The sequence below is a fragment of the uncultured Litoreibacter sp. genome, from assembly GCF_947501785.1.
Classification (GTDB): Bacteria; Pseudomonadota; Alphaproteobacteria; order Rhodobacterales; family Rhodobacteraceae; genus Litoreibacter.
On sequence record NZ_CANMXB010000001.1, the window covers coordinates 884,097 to 903,577 of the forward strand.

Here is a 19,481-nt window from a genome sequence, read left to right on the forward strand (position 1 = left end):
CCATGGCCATTGCCAAAAGCTCCCTCTCGATAGCCGTGCAGGGCTTTGCCGATTTTCTGGCGTCCAAATTCACACAAGACGTCACGGTCACGGTGGACAGCCCACAGGCGGCGCATGAGCAGGTCAAAGGCGCCGACAAGGCGCTCCTCAACATTTTCTGCTATCGGTTGACGCCGTCGGGCATTCACCCCGACGCAACCTCTGGCGAGGCGCTGTTTGTCCGCGCCAACGTTTTGTTAACCGCGTTTTCTAACAGCACCGACGCGTCCCTGAAAGACACCGACTTGCGGGTGCTGGGTCATGCCTTGTCGGTGCTGCAATCGAACCCCGTCATCCCCGTGATCCTGCCCGCCACACCGGGCAGCGCGGAGGCCGGCAACCTGCCGCCGCGCACCACCTATTACCAGATGCAGGCCGCGTTGCAGGCGCCTGAGATGGAAGAGATGAACCATATCTGGTCCATTCAAGGGGGCGATTTGGCGTATCGCCTTTCCGCCGCGTTCGAACTGGCGTTGATCCCGATTGAGCCGCTGGAACATGCCGAACCCGCGCCGGATGTGGGCAGCGTGATCCTCGATATCGACGCGGCGATGCCACTGGTCACGGTCGATGCGGAACCGGGGCTGGGGCCCAGCCCGATTGGCATTCCGCCAGCGGGCGCGACCACCACGTGGCTGCCCTTCTCGATGCTAAGTGTCGGTGACGAATTGACGGCAGCTGGGACCGTCTCGGCTGGCACATCCTCGGTCAACATCTCGATTGCCGGCGAGGTTGGCGAAACCGCCGATGTGGTCGTCAGCTGGACCCGCGCGGATGGCACGCAGGACGTGCAGGCCGCGCAAGTGGCCGATGTGAGCGTCGCACGGCTGACGGCAGAGGCACCGACGAAGGCGATCACCCTGACAAATGCGGCTTTGGGCGACGTTGCCGTGATTTCGGTGCGGGCCTCCGGTGATGAAAAAGCGCCTTTCGGCAACACCCTGACTGTGGAGGTCGCCGCCTGATGAACGCACCGTTTGACATCCCCAACCTGAGCGACCCCATTGATAGCGAATGGGCGCGGGTGCACCTGATGCTCAGCATCTCGGAGGCCGCGCGGACCCGCGACCACCTTGATGACGGGTTTGCGGAGCGGTTCGACAAAGTGTCAGCGCTGGTCACGACCGCGCGCAATGGCGGCAGTTGGGCCGTGCTGCGCGACGTGCTGAGCGAAGACCATCAGGGCGAATTGACGACGCTGGATGTCGACCTGATGAGCCTGGCTTTGGCCCCTGTTGCCAACCCGGCATTGGGGCCGCGCATTCAGTCGCTGCAACCGCAGCTGGCCAGCCCATGGCCCGGCCTTCCGCTGATCCAGGAGCTGTTGATGCTGGATGGCGGCGCGGATCTTGGGCTGCTGTTTTCGTCTCTCACCCCAACGTCGACCCTTGTGGCCAGCGGGTTGATCCGCGTAGAGGGCCACACGCCGCAACAGATGATCCGTCCCGGCCCTGCGTTGATCCGCACCATGCTGGGACGTGACCCGGAACTGGCCCCCCCACCCGGAGCCAGCCTGTCGGACCGCCGCGGGCAATGGGATCAGCTGGTATTGCCGAATGAGACATTGGCGCAGCTGAAAGACTTCGCCGGTTGGGTGGAAAACGGCGGTAAGGTCACCCGCGACTGGGGAGGCAAACAGGGCTACGGCCCGCTGGCACTGTTCTCGGGCGCGTCGGGCACCGGCAAAAGCTTCGCGGCCTCGGTGCTGGTCACCGAGCTTGCAACGCGCACCGGGCATCCTTGGGCGCTCTACTCGCTCGATCTGGGGCGCATCATGTCGAAATATGTGGGCGAGACGGAAGCCAACCTGAACGCGCTTCTTGACAGCCTAGAAGGCCGCCGCGCTGTGCTGCAGATTGATGAAGCCGACGGGCTGCTGGGCAAACGCGGCGAGGTGTCGGACGCTCGCGACCGCTATGCCAACCTTGAAGTCAGCCATATGCTGGCGCGATTTGAACGTCACGCTGGCCCTGTCATTCTGACGACCAACCTGCGCACCAATGTGGACAGCGCCTTTTTGCGCCGGTTCCAGTTGGTCATTGATTTCCCCACGCCCGATGCGCAGGCGCGCACGGCGTTGTGGCGCGTTCTGCTCCCTCCCCGAGCTCCCGTCTCTGAACGCGTCGATCTGGACCTGCTGGGCGAGGCCGTGCGTCTGTCCGGCGGGTCCATACACAACGCGGCCACCTATGCGGCCGTCTTGGCCGCGACCGAAGGCGTCGATCTGGACCTGCCCCATGTCGCCCGCGCCGTCTGGGCGGAGCTGACCAAGGACGCGCGGCAAGTGCGCCGGTCCGAGGTGGGCTTTCTCGCAGAGTTTTTGGAGGAGGCCGCATGAGGCTGAAACGGCTCACACTCACCCTGCCCGCCCATATGCGCCACACCGCACATCACGATGCGCGCGCATTAGGTGAGGCCGTCGCCAAGGCTTTGGCCAAGGGACAGCGCGCCGATGGGCCAATCACAGTACAAAGCGGTCCGCGCGGGTCAGTGCTGGCCAATCAGGTCACGGGTCGCATGAAAGGCGGGCGTCATGGCGGTTGAAACACGCGGCATGCTGTTTGAATACGGGCTGAGCCTGCCGCCGTTGGCGTTGGTGTTCAAATTCAACCCGCAAGACATTTCGCGGTCGCGCACGGTGACCGTCAAAACCGGCGACGCGCCGGGGTCACGTGGCGGGTATGACTTTGTGTCTCCCCTTGAGACGGGCCGCGTCAGCCAAGGGGTCGAGATGCAGGCCGAAAGCTTCTCCATCGACATCATGCTGGACGCCACGGATGAACTGAACGACGGCGACGGCATTGCCAAGACTTTCGGCGTACAGCCGCAAATCGACACGCTGCGATCGATGGCGGAACCCAAGACGCAAGGCCCCAGCGGCGTGAAGGTGCTGTCCTCCCTCGGCATGCATGGCGCGCGGGCTTTCGAACGGCAGGAAGTCGCCTCGGTCCTGATCTTTGCCTGGGGGATGCAGCTGCTGCCGGTGTTTCTGACCGGCGTCACCCAGAAGGAGGTGTTGCACCTGCCCAACCTGATGCCCTACCGCGCCGATATGGGGCTGACGTTCCAGGTGATCGAAAGCGCCAACCCCTTCTTCATGGCCGACAAAGTGCGTCAGACCATGGGCACTGCGTTGAACCTTGTCAGCGGCATGGGGGCATAGGCGGATGGCATTTTTCAAAGGCAGCTACTACGAAACCACGGCGATTTTTGAGGCACCCGAGGACGGCACCCGCGGGTTCCGGGGCCTGCGGGGCCGCGCGATTGCCAACCCCGAGCCTATCCTCGAGCACGGCGTCAACGTGGGCGACCGGCTGGACCAGCTGGGGCAGGAATATTACGCCAACCCGCGCGACTGGCGCAGGCTGGCTGATTGCAACGCGGATGTGCTGTTTCCGGAGGATCTAATCTACGGGCCGGACGGGCATCCTGACCAGCGCTCTGTCGCTGCTGAGAAAACCGGTCGCTTGATGCTGGTGCCCCGCCGGCGGGAGGTGCGCTGATGGGACTGTTGGACCAGCTTCTGGATCCCGGGTTTCGGCAGGCGGCTTCCGTTCTGGTGGAGGTCGGGCAATCCAAATCCGAGCTTGGCGACTTGGCAATGCTCATCTCCGAGATTGAGGTTCAAGTCGGGCGCGTCGAGGCCGCGAGCGCCACGATCACCATTGACGACCGGCGCGACACCGATGGCACCTGGATGGCCAGCGACAGCGGATTGTTTGCGCGATGGGAACCCATCGTGATTTCTGCCGACTTTCAAACCCATATCGAGGAAGTATTCCGCGGCTACATCACCGAATTAAAGCCGACCTTTCCGCAAAACGGTGGCGAGGCGAAGCTGGTGGTGACCTGTCAGGACAGCTCGGTCGCGTTGAGCCGGGAACATATGCGCCGCGTCTGGGGAGACGAAGACACGCCAATCTCGGACCGCGACATCTTGATTGAGCTGCTGAGCCCCCTGCCGCTCAGCGCCTCTTCCGGGCCCGACGGGCAATCCAGCCGCGCCTTGTCACAGGATGGCACCCCAATTGTGTTTCTAAAGGAGCGCGCCAAAGCCAACGGGTTTGAGCTGATCTTCAACGGCGAGGACGTGTATTTCGGCCCGATGCAATTGGAGGGCGAGCCGCAATCGACCATTATGGTCTATGCGGGCAGCGCCACGAATTGCCTCAACTTCTCGGTCACTGACGATGCGCAGAAAGCTGACAGCGTGGTCTATGAGCTGGCCCCGCGTGAGGAAGGCGACGAGCCGGTGGTCAACGAAGTTGGGCCGGACTTGCCTTTGCTGGCGGCGGAACCCGCCGCGGCCGAGGGGGCGGGATTGGGTACACCATCCGTTGCACGCATCAAAGGCGAAGGCGACGAGACCGAGGAAGAAGTGGCCGCCCGCGCGGTGGGTGTTGCCAATGAAAACTCGTTCCGCGTCAAGGCCAGCGGCGAGCTGGACGGCGCGCTTTACGGCCATGTGCTGCGGGTCGGCAAATTGGTGAAGGTCGACGGCGTCGGCACCCGCAACGGCGGCATCTACTATGTCGACAGCGTGGCGCACAAATTCACGCAAGACGGCTACCGGCAGAATTTCCAGCTGATCCGCAACGGCGTAGGCGAAACCGACGCGCTGGGCACACCGCCACTGTCCAACGTCATCTCAGCCATCTCAAGTTTGTTTTAGGGGACCAATATGAGCGAAGTGATGCAAGCCCTGGAACGCACGATCCGCCAGCAGCGGACCAAGAACTTCGGCAAATACCGCGCGTTTATTGTCGATGTTGAAGACCCGGACCTGCGCGGGCGGTGCAAGCTCAAGATCCCCTCCGTGCTTGGCGAAGAGATCAGCGACTGGGCCTTGCCCGTGGTGCCATATGGCGGCGGCGAAGGGTTCGGGATGCTGGCGGTGCCTCCGGTGGGCTCGCAGGTTGTGGCGGAGTTTCTGGAAGGCGACCCCTCCAGCCCGATGTGGACCGGCACGTTCTGGCGCAGTGCATCCGAGGTGCCGCCCGAACATGGCGACGCGGACGGGCAGCCTTTGAAATTCTTCAAGACCGAGTCCGGCCATGTACTCAGCTTCAACGACACCGAAGGTGAAGAGGCTGTGACCTTAACCACGGCAACCGAGGCCGAGATATTGATGGACCCGGACGGGTCAATCCTGCTGACCGACAAAGAAGGCGCGACCGTGACCTTGGACGCGGCGGGCGGCGAGCTGACCGTGGCGGATGCCAACGGCAATTCGATCGTAATGTCCTCCTCCGGCATCACCTGCACGGATGCCAACGGCAACGAGATCACCGCAGCTGGATCAGGGGTAGAAATCAAATCGTCTGCCACCGTCAATATTGAAGGCTCGATGGTGACTGTGGCTGGGTCCGGCGGCGAGCCGCTGATCAAGGGGTCGACCTTCCTGTCGCTGTTCAATTCGCACACTCACCCGACCGCCGCCCCCGGCGCGCCGACCGCGCCGCCGATGGTGCCCCTGACCCCGTCGGTCCTGACCACCAAGAGCACGGCAAGCTGATGGCTGATTTTGAAACCCAACTGCCGCGCACCAGCTACATGGCCTTCCCGTTCCGGATGACTTTGAACGGCGCGCAGAGCGTGGCGCGGTTTGACCATATCCGCCAGCAGGTGGAACAGGTGCTGTTCACCTCGCCGGGTGAACGGGTGTTCCGACCCGAATACGGGTTCGGCGCGCGGCAAAATGTGTTCGAGCCGAACTCCACCACGCTGTGGGAATTCGCCCAGAACCGGCTGTATGGCGCCTTGGCCGAAGCCTTGGCAGGCGAAGTGGACCCCAAAACCATTCGCGTGGATGTGGGTGCCCCGCCAGATGCGCCGGAAGTATTGTTGGTTCAGATCAGCTACACGATTGCCGCCCTTGCCCGCGAGGAAACCCACACATTCGAGGTGACCAATGGCTGAGCTGGCCCCACCCTCCCTCGTCTTTGACGGCACCTGCCCCGACTGCGGCGAACGCCAGCAGGTTCTGCCTTTGCCGATCCCCGGCGTGGAGGATGACTTCGATTGGAAGGTGCGCGACTATGACAGCTACCGGCTGTTCATGATGCAGGAGCTCGCCAGCCGGTTCCCCGACCGTCGCCGCTGGACCAGCGCGGATATGGAAGTGGTCATCGTGGAACTGTTGTCGGCGGCTTTGGACCGCGCCTCCCACGCCATGGACCGGGTGCAGGCAGAACGGTACCTAGACACCGCGCGTCGCCCTGAAAGCGTCCGGCGTTTGTTACAAATGATCGGCTGGCAGGCGGATGCAGGCGTGATGGAGCGCGCGCGTGCCGAATATGTGGGGGCTGATATCCCTACAGACGCCGAAGCGCTGGAGCGCTATTGGCAACGTCACCCCTCTGCCATGGAAGCGGCCCGCTATGAGGGCCCGCATCAAATCGCCGAACAGCACCGCATGGTGACGCTGCAGGATCACGCCGACATGATGCAGCGCCACCCGCTTTGTGCCTTGGCGCAGGCGCGCATGGTGTGGTCGGGCGCGTGGCATACGATCCTTGTTTCGGCCTTGCTGGAAGACGCCCTGCCTCTGGACACCCCCATTCATGACGGCGAGGACGACGCGGATGCGCCCACGCTGATGCGGCGCGAATTGTGGGATCAGGTGGTGGCGTTTCACAACGCACGCAACTTGCCCATCCCGCCAGTGACCGCGGCTCTGTCAGGCCGGACCATCCTGCGCACCATGATCGAACAGTACCGCATGATCGGCTCCGAGGTCTTTCTGGAGGGCGCGCGGGCTGCGCCGATCACCGTGTCGATCTCGATCCGCGCCAAGTCGGGTTACTTCCGGTCCGAGCTGCGCCAAGCCGTGGCCGCCGTGTTCACCTCAGATCAAGGCGGGTTCTTTGAACCCGGCCGTTTGGGGTTTGGCGCGCCGCTTTACGCCTCGGACGTGATTGACGCCACGATGCAGATCGAGGGCGTGGCCGTGGCCTGCCTCAACCTGTTCCGCCGCACGGGGCGTGGGCAGGAAGACCAGTCCAGCGAAGGCATCATAATCGTCGAGGATGACGAATACATCCAATGCCTCAATGACCCGCGCGCGCCAGAGCATGGCACGCTCAGGATCACCGTCCAAGGGGGAGAGACCGGATGAGCACCCGCCCCGACCTGACCAGATGGAATCGCGCAGGCCTGCGCCGGTTTGACTATGTCGACGGCGATGCGGCGGTGTGGCTGGACAAGCTGCGCGCGGCCTTGGTCGGCATGTACGGCCGTGGGGCCGAGATGGACAGCCGCATGGCAGCCGATTTCGACAAGCTGTTCTTGGAGGAAACGCCCGAGCATGAGCGCGACGCGATTGATATCGAGGGGCTGCGCGCAGGCGTCTTGTGGCAACGGCTTCGCGAGACGATTCCGCCTGCGATCGATGAGGACGGCACGTCCCACAAGCTGGAAACCCGCGGACAGCGCAAGCTGCGGCTGGATGCGCAATACGGCGCGGCGGCTGATGGCGATCAGGCTTGGGAGATCATGCGGGCCTTTGCGCGGGCCACGCATGTCACCATGGGTCATCTCAACGCGTTCTCGAATGAAGGCTACCTGCGCACCGCCACCCAATGGGACAACCTGCGCCGCCTTGCGGCACTGGTGAATTACCAACCGACGCCTGCGGCCTCTGCCACCACCACTGTTGCCTTGTCGCTCAAACCAGCCCTTGATGTTGTCGAGGTCGCGGCCGGTCTGGCGATGAAGCACCAACCGCCCAAGGGCCAGCCGCTGATCTTTGAGACGATGAGCAAGCTGGTGGGGCACCCCGACCTGAACGCCGCCATGGTGGATGGGTGGGACGTCAATGGCGACCGGCTCAGGCCCGGCGATGCAGATTTGCGTTGGGAGATTGGCGAAAAGACGAACGTCGCGCCGGGTGACGTGGCCATCCTGACGGATGGGCGCAACGGCGCAGCTGGCACGGTCACCGGGTTTGAGCGCGACGCCGAAGACGGCCCCGCCCGCGTGGACTTCGACGCCAAAGCGGTGCGCGCCTTCCGCACCACCTACCATGACGCGCGACTGCTGCTGGAACCCGCCGACCTGATCATTGGCGAACCGCGCCAGATTGACGGCTATACGATGCTGTACCTCGAGAAGCCCGCCGGGTTTCGCAAAGGCGATCTGGTGCTGATGCGACGCGAGGGAGAGCTGGATATGCCGATCCAGATCCTAGCCGCGAGCGGCTCGAAACTGCTGATCCAACCGAGCGAACCGCTGCAGGGCGTCATCGAAATCCTGCCGATGGCCCCGATTGCCAAGGACAAGGAGACCGGCGCGTTCAACGCCACTGACGCGTTGACCATGTATTTCGCGACCTCACGCGGGCTGCGCATGTTCACGGCACATGCCGGCACACGGCGTAGCAGACGGACGCGGCGCATCGAGCTGCCCGTGCCAGAGCTGCGCGGCAAAGCGAGCCCGATTTATGAAAAGTCAGACGAGGACGGCTCTGGCATTGGGGCGCCAAGTGGTGTGTCATTTATCCCGTCTGACCCGTCCCTGAAACTGGCCTTCGCGCCCACCAGCGACGCCAAACCACTGCGTGCCAAAGTGGTCGGCGACCGCACAGTACTGGGTGGGGCTGCGCAAAACACGGTAGAGTTTTTGGGCAAGCCCCCCAAAGGCCTGACGGAAGGTGATTGGTTCGTTTCCCGCTCGATGACCAACGCAACCAGGCTGCGCCCGTTGCGGGTCCAAGGTGTGCGGCTGGGCACAGGGCTCTATTCGATCCTGTTTCATGACAGCGTCGGCCAGCCCGACCGGTTCGAATTCCTCGGGCCTATGAAAACCTCGGTCACCGCCGTCGGACATGGCCGCAACCCGGATACGTTTGGGGAGCCTGCAAAGATCATGCTCTGTGGCCTGTCTGATGCCGCGACCGACATCTTACGCCCTGGCCGTCAGGTCATCATCAACGCCATTGAGAACGGGTTCAGCGAGGACGTGGCAGCAAGCCTTGTCACGATTGAACCACGCGGCGACGGCAAGGTGGAGATCACCCTTCAAGCCGAGCGAAGCTTCGACCATTTCACCAAGGGCGACACGGTGTTTCGAATGAACGCGGTCAAGATAAGCCACGGCGAAAGCAAGGGACCCAAAACGCTTGGGTCTGGCGACGGCGAACGACCGCGTCAGCATTTCACCTTGCAAGTGGGTGAGATCAGCCACGTGCCCTCACCAGTGTCTGAAAGTGGCGTTATCCCCGCTTTGGATGTGGCAGTGGACGGCGAGGTTTGGCCCTATGCCGATTACATCGACCCCGCCGCCGAAGGCACGCGCAGCTGGTCCAGCACCTTGGGGGAGGACGGGTATCTGCGCATCCATTTCCGCCGTCGCCTGCCGACAGGCACCAACAATGTCGGGCTGATCCGTCACCGGGTGGGTGTCGGCTTGAAAGGCAGCCGCATCCCGCCGTTCAGCTTCACGAAGCCGATGAAGAAGACGGCGTATGTTTCTGAAATTCATCAACCTTTCTCCACATCGGGCGGTGCTGACCGAGAACCCGTCGAAAGTCTGCGCAGTTCTGCGCCCTCAAGGCTGTCCTCTAATGGCCGCGCGGTGTCGCTGCGCGATTTTGAGCGGCTGACGGCCCGGCACGCCTCGGTCTGGCGTGCGCGGGCTGAGGAAATCGCCACGGCCACCAGATCGCGCGAGATCATGATGACAATTGTTCCAGCCGGTGGTGCCGAGCTTGGGCTGCTGGAACATGATCTGCGCGCCGCCATTCTGGCGCGGGCCATCCCCGGCGTCGTACTCTCATTTCAGCCCTACACGCCTATCCTGCTGCGTTTTGCAGCGACCGTGCGCGCGGATCTGACCAGCTACGACCAAACGGACCTGCAGGGGGCCTGCGAGGACGCGCTGCGCGGGGCGTTTGCGCTGCAAGAACGCGACTTTGCGCAGCCTGCATACGTGTCCGAGGCTCTCGCGGCGCTGGAATCCGTTCATGGCATCGAAAACGCGATCATCAGTGGCTTTGACTATACCAGCCCCACCGGGATCGAGCCGCAAACCGTGGCCATCAATGATGGCACAATAGCCACCATCTTCCCGCGCCCCGAACAGGTCGCCCATATCGGTGACCTGTCCGAAGTCGGCGCAAATTCGGTGCTTATTACCGTGAAAGACATCCATGACCCAATCGATTGACCCTCTCAGATCTCGCGCCGGGCGCATCCTTTATCGGGAATTGCCCGAGGAATACCGCTACCGCGACGGCGGCTCAGACGCCGAGCTTGGCGATCTTGAGGCGTTCCTGCATGGGTTTGGTGCGTTGCTGGACCAGGTTCGAAATACCACGGAACAAGCCTATGCCGACGCCTTCGCCGAGCCGCAGCCCGACGGGCGCGCGATGCAGTCGTGGCTGGTGCCCTATATGGCAGAGCTTTTTGGCGCCGAACTGACAGCGCCCGACCCCGACCAACGTGTGTCGGAACTGAATAACGCGGTGAGCTGGTTCAAATCCAAAGGCACATTGGCAAGCGTCGATTCCGTGTCGGACGTTGTGGCCGGAACCGAGACGGTGGCGCGCGAAGGTTGGCGTCATGTCGCCACCTGCCCGCGCGTCGGCCTGCCGCCCTTCACCGTGCCGCCCGAAATGGTGCCGCAGCGCGAAAAGGATGCTTTGACCGCCGGTATGCGCCCGCAAGGCACACCGGATATGCGCCAGATGAACCGCGCCGTGCAGGACCCTGAGGGAAGCAACCCGCTGTTCCGCATCAAGCCAGAGAAGATGTCCGGCGAACGCCCGGTATACTGGCGGCAGCGCGCGCCCGGTGGCGCGCCGTGCTTTCCGCTGGCCTATGATGACATGACCCCGCGCTGCCCCGATATGCGCGACCCCGCGCGGGTGCGCCGTGTCGGCCCGCACCCGCGCCGCACCTTGATCCATGTGCGCCCGCCGCAGGGCATGTTCGACGTGAACCTGCCGCATGTTTCACTGAGAACCGAGGACCTGCTGGCCCTGTTGGCGGAAAAGCCACGGCTCGTAGCCGAGGACCTGCTTTCCCCAATGGATCCGGCCGATTTGGCGGGCATCACCCATGTGGTGCTGGAAATTGATGCACCGCTGGATTTACCGGACGGCGCTTTCTACTTCGAAGGCATCCGTTTTGTGGGGCCCGTTGGACCTTCATCGATACGAGGCGCAGCGGGTACCGAAATTATGCTGCGCGACTGCGCCGTGCACAGCGTTTCGCTTGCCGGCGAGGAGCTTGACGCCGTTGGGTTGGACGCGGCCGATTGCATTTTTCACGATCTTACCTGCCAGAACCGCATTGCGCGGCTGGAATATTGCACCCTCACCGGCGACGCCATTCTGGGCCGCATTCAGGCCTCTGATTGCGTCTTCAACACCTTGACCGACACGCTGATCTGTCCACCCGATGAGACGTTGGGCGACGGCGCGCCTTACGCAAATTGCGTGCGTTTCAGCCGCTTCGCCCCGGTGGTGATGGAGACGGCCAATGCCAAATGCCTCGACACGCTGTCCGTGTCGAACACCACTGAACCCGTCTATTTCGTGGACCGTTGGCATCGCCTGCCCGATGGCACATGCATCAAGCGCACCGCCGAATATGGCGAACCGGGCTACGGGGTCTTGGACACCGACACTGGCATCGCAGTGACGCATGGTGCCGAAGACGAAGGCGAGATGGGCGCAGGCCACGGGCTGCATCTGGCCGCGTCATTGACCGCCATCCGCCGCAAACTGGAAACCTTCCTGCCGGTCGGGCAGGAAATCGCAATTTTTTACGATCCGCATCTGGCCCACACCCCACCGGTGCTGCTGCCAGACACCTCGGCTGACGCATAAGGAGACGACACCATGAAGGGCTCAATTTCACGCCAAAGCGACCGGTCCGAGCAGCGTTATTCCGGCCTGCGCCACATCCAAGGCGGCATGATCACCGATGCGGACCTGAACGAGGCCGCGACGCTCAATTTGCGACGGGACGAGGCACAAGGTGCTGCTTTCGCGGGATCCGGCGTACCTGCCCAGGGCGGCATGATCCAGATCAGCGACAAAGGCGAGGTGTTTGTTCAGGACGGCACCGTGTTTGCCGAGGGCAAGCAAGGGCATTTCACGATGCCCGGGTTTGGCGAGCCAACCAACAGCCTTGAAGTCGTACAGAAATTGCAGGCGGACCTGCAGACCGAAGGCGGCCTGCCGTCAATGGCCTTGGCCTATATGGATCTGTGGGAACGTCCAGTTTTCGCGCTGCAAGACCCGTATCTGGCTGATCCTGGCCTGCATGGGGCTGAAACCTCGTTCCGCACCCGGACCATGACGCAGCTCAAGCTGCTGCCGCTGCGGTCTTTGCCAGAGGACGCCCGCGACCTAGAAAAGCTGATTGCCGACCCGGCGTTCCAGCGCAAAGGCAACGCCACGGTGACGTTGTCCAAATCCTCGACGGTACTGGCAGCGGCCGATTGCGACCCTTGCGCCGACCAGATCAGCGTAGAAAAGACGCCACCCAACGCTTTGTTTCGAATTGAAATTGTCGATGTGACGCTGGACGCTGCGGGGCGCGCGACAGGCGTTGAGCTGGCTTGGTCCTATGAAAACGGCGAGGTGATCGAAAGCTTCGACCGCGCATCCGCAATCAGCAAGAAAGAAGCGGTGTATCAGCTGTTCAACGAGGCCTCGGAAACCCAGATCGGGTATCTGTCGCCGAAGGCGTACAAGCCTATCCGGTCCGGCTTTACCCGATCATTGGCCTCAAACAAGGTGGGCGGTGTCACCTATGACAGCGTGCGGCGCTGGGACGGTCATGCCAACGTGCCCTTTGACTCCGCTGAAGAAGTCACCGGCGAGACCCCAAAAGCGGCCAAATCCAACGGCAAAGTCATCAAGGTCCAAACAGAATTCTTCACGGTAAATCTTGATGTTACGGGGAGAACCTTCGTCGTTGGCGACTACTGGCAGGTCGAGATGCGCCGCTACGCCGCCGAGGATGAGCAGCTGACTTTAAATGGCGGCCCGTTCGATGGACCAAGCGGGCCACGCGGCCCCGACCATTATTTCTGCCCGCTGTTTTTCACCGAAGGCGATGACTTCCTGCCCCTGCCGGACATGCTGCGCCGCTCCCTTAGCTTCCCGACCCTCAGCGATATTCCAGCCGATCACGTCAGCTATGACGCCGACCCGAAATGCGACCTGATGAATGGCGCGCTGACGGTGCAGGAAGGGCTGGACGCAGTGTGCGACATCAACGCCGGGCATGTAGCGTTTACCCCACCTCAAGAGGGCTGCGAGACGCTGGAAGGCACTAAAAACGTGCGCGAGGCGCTGATCGCATTGTGCGAAACGGATGTAGAGAAGCAGTTCCGCCTGATGATGCGTTCCATGATGGATTGGGGCGTGGTTTGCGGACTGAAACTGGAGCAACTGCGAAACTCTGTCTCCCTCTCAGCGGGCATCGTACATGACCGCAGCGGCATCCTGCACGAGGTCGATGCGATTGAATTCGACGTGCGCAAGTTGAACGAAAAGAACCTTTGGGATCCCAAACTGGATTTGGGCGAAATTCAGGAGAAATTTGGTGAAATCTGCCTCGCGCTCGCCGTGCGGGATGATGAGCAGCATATCGTTTTGTGCTCGCCCGATGCTGCCCAGAACAGCGAGGAACTGACCCTCGCCCAGCGGATAGAACGCTGCCTGAAGACCAAAGGCAGCCTCGCAGAAAACGAGTTTTTCGAAAAACTCAGCGACGAAGACCGGGTCGTGTTGACCAAGGTACATGTCAGTTTCCGCGGCGGGTTGGAGCCGCAAGACGGGTTGGGCCTGAACAAGGAGGAATTTGAGCGCGCCCGAAAGCTGATGGAGATGCTGATCGAAGACTTCGCCAAGCGCGTGGATCGCAACGACCAGCAACGGTTGAAGAAAGCGCTCGCCAATGTAGAACGGGAAATCGAAAACCTGAAGCAGATGATGGGCCCCGGCCAGCAGGAACTGCTATACATCTCAATGATCTACGCGACATTGATGAAGCTGGACGACGAGCTGCGGGTCGATTGCCTTTGCGACAACGCCGTGCCGTCCTGCAGCGACGCTTTTGAGGGCTACACCTTGGTCCCGGTGGGTTGCCTCGAATTCCATCCCGAGACGCTGAAACTGGGCGAATTGATCCTGACCCATACCTGCATGATGTGCTGCCGCAAACAGGCGCAGACATGGAAGAGCCAGCGGTACTATTTTGGCGACCAAATTGGACGCATGTTGAGCCAGTTCAAAGAGCTGTGCTGCGAAGACAAGTTGAACCCCGACGGCAATATCGGGTTGCAGATCGAAGACTGGCTGGAAGAGCGCGGACCGGCCCCGTGGGACGCCGAACAGTCGGGCGACATGTGGCCGCCTGCCCCCACCTATCTGCCGAAATCCAAGCTGCGTGGCTACTCCCTGAACGCCGCACACCGCGGGTTTGGCGGCTGGCGCAAAGGCCGCGTGCCGAGCATCCTCGACATCAAGGGCCGCAAGACCCAAGAGGCGCAGGAGATCCTGAAACGCGGCGGCTTCAATCTGGTGGAAACGGTGGATATCGAGGGCATCAGCAAAGCCGTTGAGCTCTCCAAGGCGCGCGGGCCATTGCTGAACCGCTACCCCCAAAAGGGCGACCACGTTGTGTTGCTGACCCATAAAGAGCTCGCTGTGGAATTCGTGGTGATCCATCAGGAACGCCGCAAACCACTCCGCCGCTTCGACCGGATTCCGCTGGACATCATCAAGATTGACCCCCGCATCCTCAAAGAGGTACCGGCAAAGGACCCCACCAAGGGCGTCACGATCAAGGATTTCGGCCGCAAGGACGTCATTTTTGACCCGAAGATTGCCGCCGAGCTGGTCAAAAAGAACCCCAACCTCATCAAAGGCGTGGGCGGCGTCAAGAAAGGCCCGACCAAGGCCCAGCTTGCGGCCCAGAAAAAGGCCGAGGAGGCCCGCAAAAAAGAGCTGGCCGCCAAAAAGCAGGCCGATGCCCGACGCGCCGCGAAGCTGAAAAAGGTGGCCGACCTGAAGGCCGCAGAAGTGGCCAAACGGCGCAACGATATGGCCAAAAAGGCGGCCGCCGATAAACTCACTGCGGCGAAGAAGGCCGATGACCTGCGCAAGGCGCAGGCAGCGCAGAAGGCCCTGGCGTCCAAACGTGCCGCGCAAAAACGCGAAGCGGCCCGCAAGGCTGCAGCCCAAAAGGCGGCAGCAAAGAAACAGGCCGATCAACGCGCCGCAGCCAAGCGCGCAGCGGCGCAAAAGGCACTGGCCAAAAAACAGGCGGACGCAAAGAAACGGCAACAGGCCAAGGCCGCGCTGAAAGTGCAAACCCCGACGGCAGCGCAACTGCGCGCGATGCGCAACCTGCAGAACAAGCCGAAGAAATGACGCGATTGCACGGCCATAACGGGTGGCGGCCGGGATGAAGCACAAGGCCGTCGCCAAGACCCAAAGCAAGGCGCCTGCTGCGCGGGTGCCTGTGCGCAGGCAACCTTTGCGGCTGCCCACCCCGGTGGTGCAGCCCAGCCTGCGAGTCGGCGCGGTCAATGATCCTGCAGAACGCGAGGCGGAGACGATGGCCGCCCGCGTTGTTGGTGCCTCTGCTCCGACGCTGGCGGCGGCACCTGCAGCGCAAGGCGGCGCGGCGGCAAATGCCCCCGCTGCCCCTCTCAGGCGCAATGCCGACAACCAACCAAACACAGACGAACTGGTGCCTACACCGCCCCCCGCCGATCACGCGGATTTCGACCTGCCCTCAACGCAGGATGTCGCCACGGACAATCTGGACGCCTCTGACTTGAGCGAACTTGAAAGCGGCGAACCCCAGGATATCGGAGGTGAGGTGGCGCTTGCACGACGCGCCGAGCGACCCGGTGCCGTAGTGGGCCGCATGGGCGGTCCAGCCCCCAAGGACGTTGCAGCGCTAGTGGCCAACCCCGGGCCGGGACGGCCCCTGCCCTCCGGTCTGCGCGCGCGGGTCGAGCCGCATTTCGAGACCAGCTTTGAAGACGTGCGGCTGCATGACAAACCGGCCGACCGCGATGCCGCCGCGCGCATTGGCGCACGGGCCTTCACCCATGGCAACCACATCTGGCTTGCGGATGGCGAAAGTCCGACCAACACCCGCCTGATGGCGCACGAACTAACCCACGTGGTGCAGCAAACCCAAGGCGACAAAGCCCTGCCCTTGCACCGCGACGCCGTTCAGCGCGAGCCGATCCGGCGTGATGATGACGACGAAGGCTATATCGAGGGTTGGCTGGAAGACAAAGCCCGCTACGTTCCCGGCTACACATTGGCGACCGTCATTCTGGGCCGCACCCTGATTTCGGGGCGGCGCGTGCTGAAGACCGCGACCAACCTTTTGCAAGGCATATTCGGGTTGCACCCGCTGGGCACCGTGCTGTTCGACAAGCTACAGGAAACCAACATGATCACTGATGCCTTCACCTGGGTGTCGGACCGGCTGGGTGAGCTCAACCTGACCTGGTCACGCGTGCGCGGGCTGGTGGACCGTGTGCTGGACCTCAGCCCGATCCGCCATGGGCTGGATGATGTAATCGCAATTTTTGCCCCGATCACGCGCGACCTGATCACCTTCGCGGTTGATGTGGGCAAGAAGGTGCTGGAGTTCGCCGTGCGCGGAGCACTGAAGCTTGCTGGCCCCTACGCAGATCGAGTCTGGGCCATCATCGAACAAGCGCGGGACGTTATCCATCTCATTGTGGAGGACCCCTTGGGGTTCGCCATGAACCTCGTGCGGGCCGTCGTGGGGGGCTTTCGCAAGTTCGGGGTCAACATACTGACACACCTCAAGAACGGCATCCTTGGTTGGCTCTTCGGCGCGATCGCAGGCGCGGGCATCACCATGCCCGAACGGCTCGATTTCAAAGGCCTGATGTCGCTGGTCATGCAAATTCTTGGCCTGACCTACGCCAATTTCCGCCGCATTCTTGTGCGCCAGCTGGGGTCCCGCGGCGAACGGATCGTGTCGATGATCGAGACCTCCGTCGAGATTGTCCGCATCCTGATCACCGAAGGCTTCGCGGGCATCTGGCAAAAGATGCTGGAGATGATTGAGAATTTCAAAACAACGCTGATTTCCGGGCTGGTACAGATGGTGACCACCAATGTGATCAGCGCAGGCATAGGCTGGTTGGCGGGGTTGTCCAATCCTGTGGGCGCCGTGGTGCGCGTCATCAAGGGTATCTACGATCTGATCGTGGCCTTCCTGGAGCGGCTCGACCAGATCATGGAGGTCGCGCAGGCGATCTTCTCCTCCGTGGGTGCCATTGCGCGTGGCGAGACGGAACCGGCAGCAAACTTCGTTGAACAGGTCATCGGCCGCACCGTACCGGTGGTCATTTCCTTCCTCGCCGCGGCACTTGGGTTAGGCGGCATCTCCACCAGCATTCGGCGTGTCATTGATCGCCTGCAAGCCCCAATCTTACGCGCAATGGAGCGCCTTGTGGCCTTCGTCGTGAAGAAGGCAAAGAAGATGTTCTCGGCTTTGATACGACGGCTCAACGGGCGCAGACGACTGCCCAGCGTGCCATTCATGGTCGGCGACACCCCGCATGAAATCCAGATGCACAAGGACGGTCGCAAGGTCAAATACATGATCGCGTCTGACAACCCCAAGGAGAAAGACGTCGTCGCCACAGCGACCACCCGCGCCGCCAACGAAATCGAGGCGGAGCGCGCCAAGCAAGAGGCGCAGCGCGTGGCCGAAGAAGTGGCCGACCTCGCCGCCAAGATGGAACGGCACGAAAACATCAACACCGAGTCCGAGCGACAACCGACGGGTCGGCCAATGGCAGCCAGCTCAGAAACAGCGACGACCGAAGTTGCTGAGATTACCTCGGAAAGCGCGACGCTGATTGATGAGGTGGGCGTCACCACCGAGGTGGACGCCGATGACGCCGCCCTTGTGCGCGGCGAACCGGGACGCATCGAGGCCTTGGAAGGCATGGTCGGCACCTATGACCATGTGGCCAGCGAAAAAGCGCGACTGGGAGAGGCCGCCGGCCTGGGGCGCGACGAGCTGCAGCGCTACGAGCTGGATCACGTTGTCGAAAAGCAATATGCGATCAACATTCTCAACAATCTCGACCGGCTTGACCCCAACGCCCCGTCCGATGGCTCAGTGATGCGCGACCTGCCCGAAACAGCCGCGGGCAACCGGCAGCGCGTGACCCGCGAGGCCGACAACGCGGCGCAGCGCTTCGGGCTTTTGGGATCGGGCGATTACCAGACAATTTCACCCAGCGGCGGCATCCTTCCGGTGATCGCGACCTATAAGCTGAACCACCAACGCGTCACAGGCGGGGCCGATGGCGGATCCGCGCGGGCATTGGTGGAGCGTGCGCTTGCCGCCCCCACCGATAAGCACGGCGTTCTGCGCACCGCTCTGCAGGAGCAATTGACGCTTGAAGTTCAATCCGTGGTCGACATGATTTCGGGTGACACAACTGCGCCGCCCGAAATTGTCGCAAATGTACGAGCGGGGCTGACCACGATCCAAAGCGACAACGCGCGCATCTACGCGTTGGGCCAACAATCAGAGGTCCCGGCCGCCAGCCCGGACGCAGGTGTGAACGACACTGCCGCCCATATGAACGGCGAAGGGCGCTCCCCCAATTTCCGTCAGATGGAGGGCGCGGGCAGCGCCTATGGCAGCGCGCAAAGCGGCAATGCCGGCTACCTTGAGAATGACCATGTGGTTGACAAAGCCTACCCCAAAAACATCGCCGAACTTCCTTTGCTGACGGACACACAAAAGGCCAGCTTGGACACCACCATCAAATCCAACTTTGAAGTGGATACCATCGGCGCATTGCCCAATGACGTGCAGAACCGCCGCCGTCGGGTTCACAACCGCGCGCTGTTCTTTGGCGCCCGCCATCCCATGCGCACCTTTACCGACGCGACGGGCTGGTCCATTCCACTGTACAAACCTCTTGCCGACCGCGTGACCGCCGCCACCGGGGAGCGCACCAATTTCGCGTCTTTTGCCGCGCAGGGGGAAACATCGATGCTGAGCCATCTGGCGACATTCATTGCCGAGGGCACAGACGGCTCGCTGGCAAGCGCCGAACAAGCCGCGCAAGGCCCCGTCAAAGACAAGCTCAGCAGCCTGACCGAACATCACATGACCGCCATCACCAGCCAATATCGCGAGGAATTCCCACGCATTCGCCAAGCCAACCCCAACGCGCAGGCACAGGCGGAGGCGGCGCTGCGAGAAATCACCGGCCGCGTCGCCGTCTCCTTGCAGGCCGCCCGCGAACAAACCCGCACATTGACCCAATAGCCAACCACTTCTGACCGAGATGAGCCAAACTTTGACCAAAGACCCAATTCAGGCTTAGACTTCTGCCATTGAGTACGACTTATTTTTCGAGGTTCTTTTTATGACCCACCCCATTGGCCCAACGCC

At 62.2% G+C, this 19,481-nt stretch carries 13 protein-coding genes; all 13 read left to right on the forward strand.

Annotated elements, in window-relative coordinates:
- Positions 1-2 precede the first annotated feature (2 nt).
- Genes Q0899_RS04430 through Q0899_RS04490 form a run of 13 tightly spaced genes read left to right on the forward strand, consistent with a single transcriptional unit; the run spans position 3 to position 19,355 of the window.
- A complete protein-coding gene (locus tag Q0899_RS04430) occupies positions 3-1,004 on the forward strand; it encodes a Pvc16 family protein (RefSeq protein WP_299191204.1) in 1,002 nt (333 codons plus the stop codon).
- Entirely contained in the window at positions 1,004-2,377 is a 1,374-nt protein-coding gene (locus Q0899_RS04435) for an ATP-binding protein (protein WP_299191205.1), read from the forward strand. The genes Q0899_RS04430 and Q0899_RS04435 overlap by 1 nt, the downstream gene beginning before the upstream one ends.
- Entirely contained in the window at positions 2,374-2,583 is a 210-nt protein-coding gene (locus Q0899_RS04440) for a hypothetical protein (protein ID WP_299191206.1), read from the forward strand. Before Q0899_RS04435 ends, Q0899_RS04440 begins: the two co-directional genes overlap by 4 nt.
- Positions 2,573-3,202 carry a hypothetical protein gene (locus Q0899_RS04445; protein ID WP_299191207.1) on the forward strand — a complete coding sequence of 210 codons (630 nt, stop codon included), beginning with the start codon at positions 2,573-2,575 and terminating at the stop codon, positions 3,200-3,202. The genes Q0899_RS04440 and Q0899_RS04445 overlap by 11 nt, the downstream gene beginning before the upstream one ends.
- Positions 3,203-3,206: 4 nt before the next feature.
- Positions 3,207-3,542 (forward strand): hypothetical protein, encoded by a 336-nt coding sequence (locus Q0899_RS04450; RefSeq protein ID WP_298291101.1) that lies wholly within the window; start codon positions 3,207-3,209, stop codon positions 3,540-3,542.
- Entirely contained in the window at positions 3,542-4,711 is a 1,170-nt protein-coding gene (locus Q0899_RS04455) for a hypothetical protein (RefSeq protein ID WP_298291098.1), read from the forward strand. The genes Q0899_RS04450 and Q0899_RS04455 overlap by 1 nt, the downstream gene beginning before the upstream one ends.
- Positions 4,712-4,720: 9 nt before the next feature.
- Positions 4,721-5,554 carry a phage baseplate assembly protein V gene (locus tag Q0899_RS04460; RefSeq protein WP_298291095.1) on the forward strand — a complete coding sequence of 278 codons (834 nt, stop codon included), beginning with the start codon at positions 4,721-4,723 and terminating at the stop codon, positions 5,552-5,554.
- Complete coding sequence (locus Q0899_RS04465; protein WP_298291092.1) at positions 5,554-5,958, forward strand: GPW/gp25 family protein; 405 nt, start codon at positions 5,554-5,556, stop codon at positions 5,956-5,958. The genes Q0899_RS04460 and Q0899_RS04465 overlap by 1 nt, the downstream gene beginning before the upstream one ends.
- A complete protein-coding gene (locus Q0899_RS04470) occupies positions 5,951-7,156 on the forward strand; it encodes a hypothetical protein (RefSeq protein WP_299191208.1) in 1,206 nt (401 codons plus the stop codon). Before Q0899_RS04465 ends, Q0899_RS04470 begins: the two co-directional genes overlap by 8 nt.
- Positions 7,153-10,203, forward strand: a complete 3,051-nt coding sequence (locus Q0899_RS04475) for a hypothetical protein (protein WP_299191209.1) — start codon at positions 7,153-7,155, stop codon at positions 10,201-10,203. The genes Q0899_RS04470 and Q0899_RS04475 overlap by 4 nt, the downstream gene beginning before the upstream one ends.
- On the forward strand, positions 10,187-11,869 hold the full coding sequence (locus Q0899_RS04480) for a hypothetical protein (RefSeq protein WP_299191210.1): 1,683 nt from the start codon (positions 10,187-10,189) through the stop codon (positions 11,867-11,869). Before Q0899_RS04475 ends, Q0899_RS04480 begins: the two co-directional genes overlap by 17 nt.
- Before the next feature lie 12 nt (positions 11,870-11,881).
- Positions 11,882-15,430 (forward strand): hypothetical protein, encoded by a 3,549-nt coding sequence (locus tag Q0899_RS04485; RefSeq protein ID WP_299191211.1) that lies wholly within the window; start codon positions 11,882-11,884, stop codon positions 15,428-15,430.
- A gap of 34 nt (positions 15,431-15,464) precedes the next feature.
- Positions 15,465-19,355, forward strand: coding sequence for a DUF4157 domain-containing protein (locus Q0899_RS04490; protein WP_299191212.1), 3,891 nt, complete (start codon positions 15,465-15,467; stop codon positions 19,353-19,355).
- The last annotated feature ends 126 nt before the right edge of the window (positions 19,356-19,481 follow it).

Bases quoted from the DNA above. Each gene is read 5' to 3' on its own strand.
- Q0899_RS04430 (WP_299191204.1), top strand. From the start codon at position 3: ATGGCCATTGCCAAAAGCTCCCTCTCGATAGCCGTGCAGGGCTTTGCC.
- Q0899_RS04435 (WP_299191205.1), top strand. From the start codon at position 1,004: ATGAACGCACCGTTTGACATCCCCAACCTGAGCGACCCCATTGATAGC.
- Q0899_RS04440 (WP_299191206.1), top strand. From the start codon at position 2,374: ATGAGGCTGAAACGGCTCACACTCACCCTGCCCGCCCATATGCGCCAC.
- Q0899_RS04445 (WP_299191207.1), top strand. From the start codon at position 2,573: ATGGCGGTTGAAACACGCGGCATGCTGTTTGAATACGGGCTGAGCCTG.
- Q0899_RS04450 (WP_298291101.1), top strand. From the start codon at position 3,207: ATGGCATTTTTCAAAGGCAGCTACTACGAAACCACGGCGATTTTTGAG.
- Q0899_RS04455 (WP_298291098.1), top strand. From the start codon at position 3,542: ATGGGACTGTTGGACCAGCTTCTGGATCCCGGGTTTCGGCAGGCGGCT.
- Q0899_RS04460 (WP_298291095.1), top strand. From the start codon at position 4,721: ATGAGCGAAGTGATGCAAGCCCTGGAACGCACGATCCGCCAGCAGCGG.
- Q0899_RS04465 (WP_298291092.1), top strand. From the start codon at position 5,554: ATGGCTGATTTTGAAACCCAACTGCCGCGCACCAGCTACATGGCCTTC.
- Q0899_RS04470 (WP_299191208.1), top strand. From the start codon at position 5,951: ATGGCTGAGCTGGCCCCACCCTCCCTCGTCTTTGACGGCACCTGCCCC.
- Q0899_RS04475 (WP_299191209.1), top strand. From the start codon at position 7,153: ATGAGCACCCGCCCCGACCTGACCAGATGGAATCGCGCAGGCCTGCGC.
- Q0899_RS04480 (WP_299191210.1), top strand. From the start codon at position 10,187: ATGACCCAATCGATTGACCCTCTCAGATCTCGCGCCGGGCGCATCCTT.
- Q0899_RS04485 (WP_299191211.1), top strand. From the start codon at position 11,882: ATGAAGGGCTCAATTTCACGCCAAAGCGACCGGTCCGAGCAGCGTTAT.
- Q0899_RS04490 (WP_299191212.1), top strand. From the start codon at position 15,465: ATGAAGCACAAGGCCGTCGCCAAGACCCAAAGCAAGGCGCCTGCTGCG.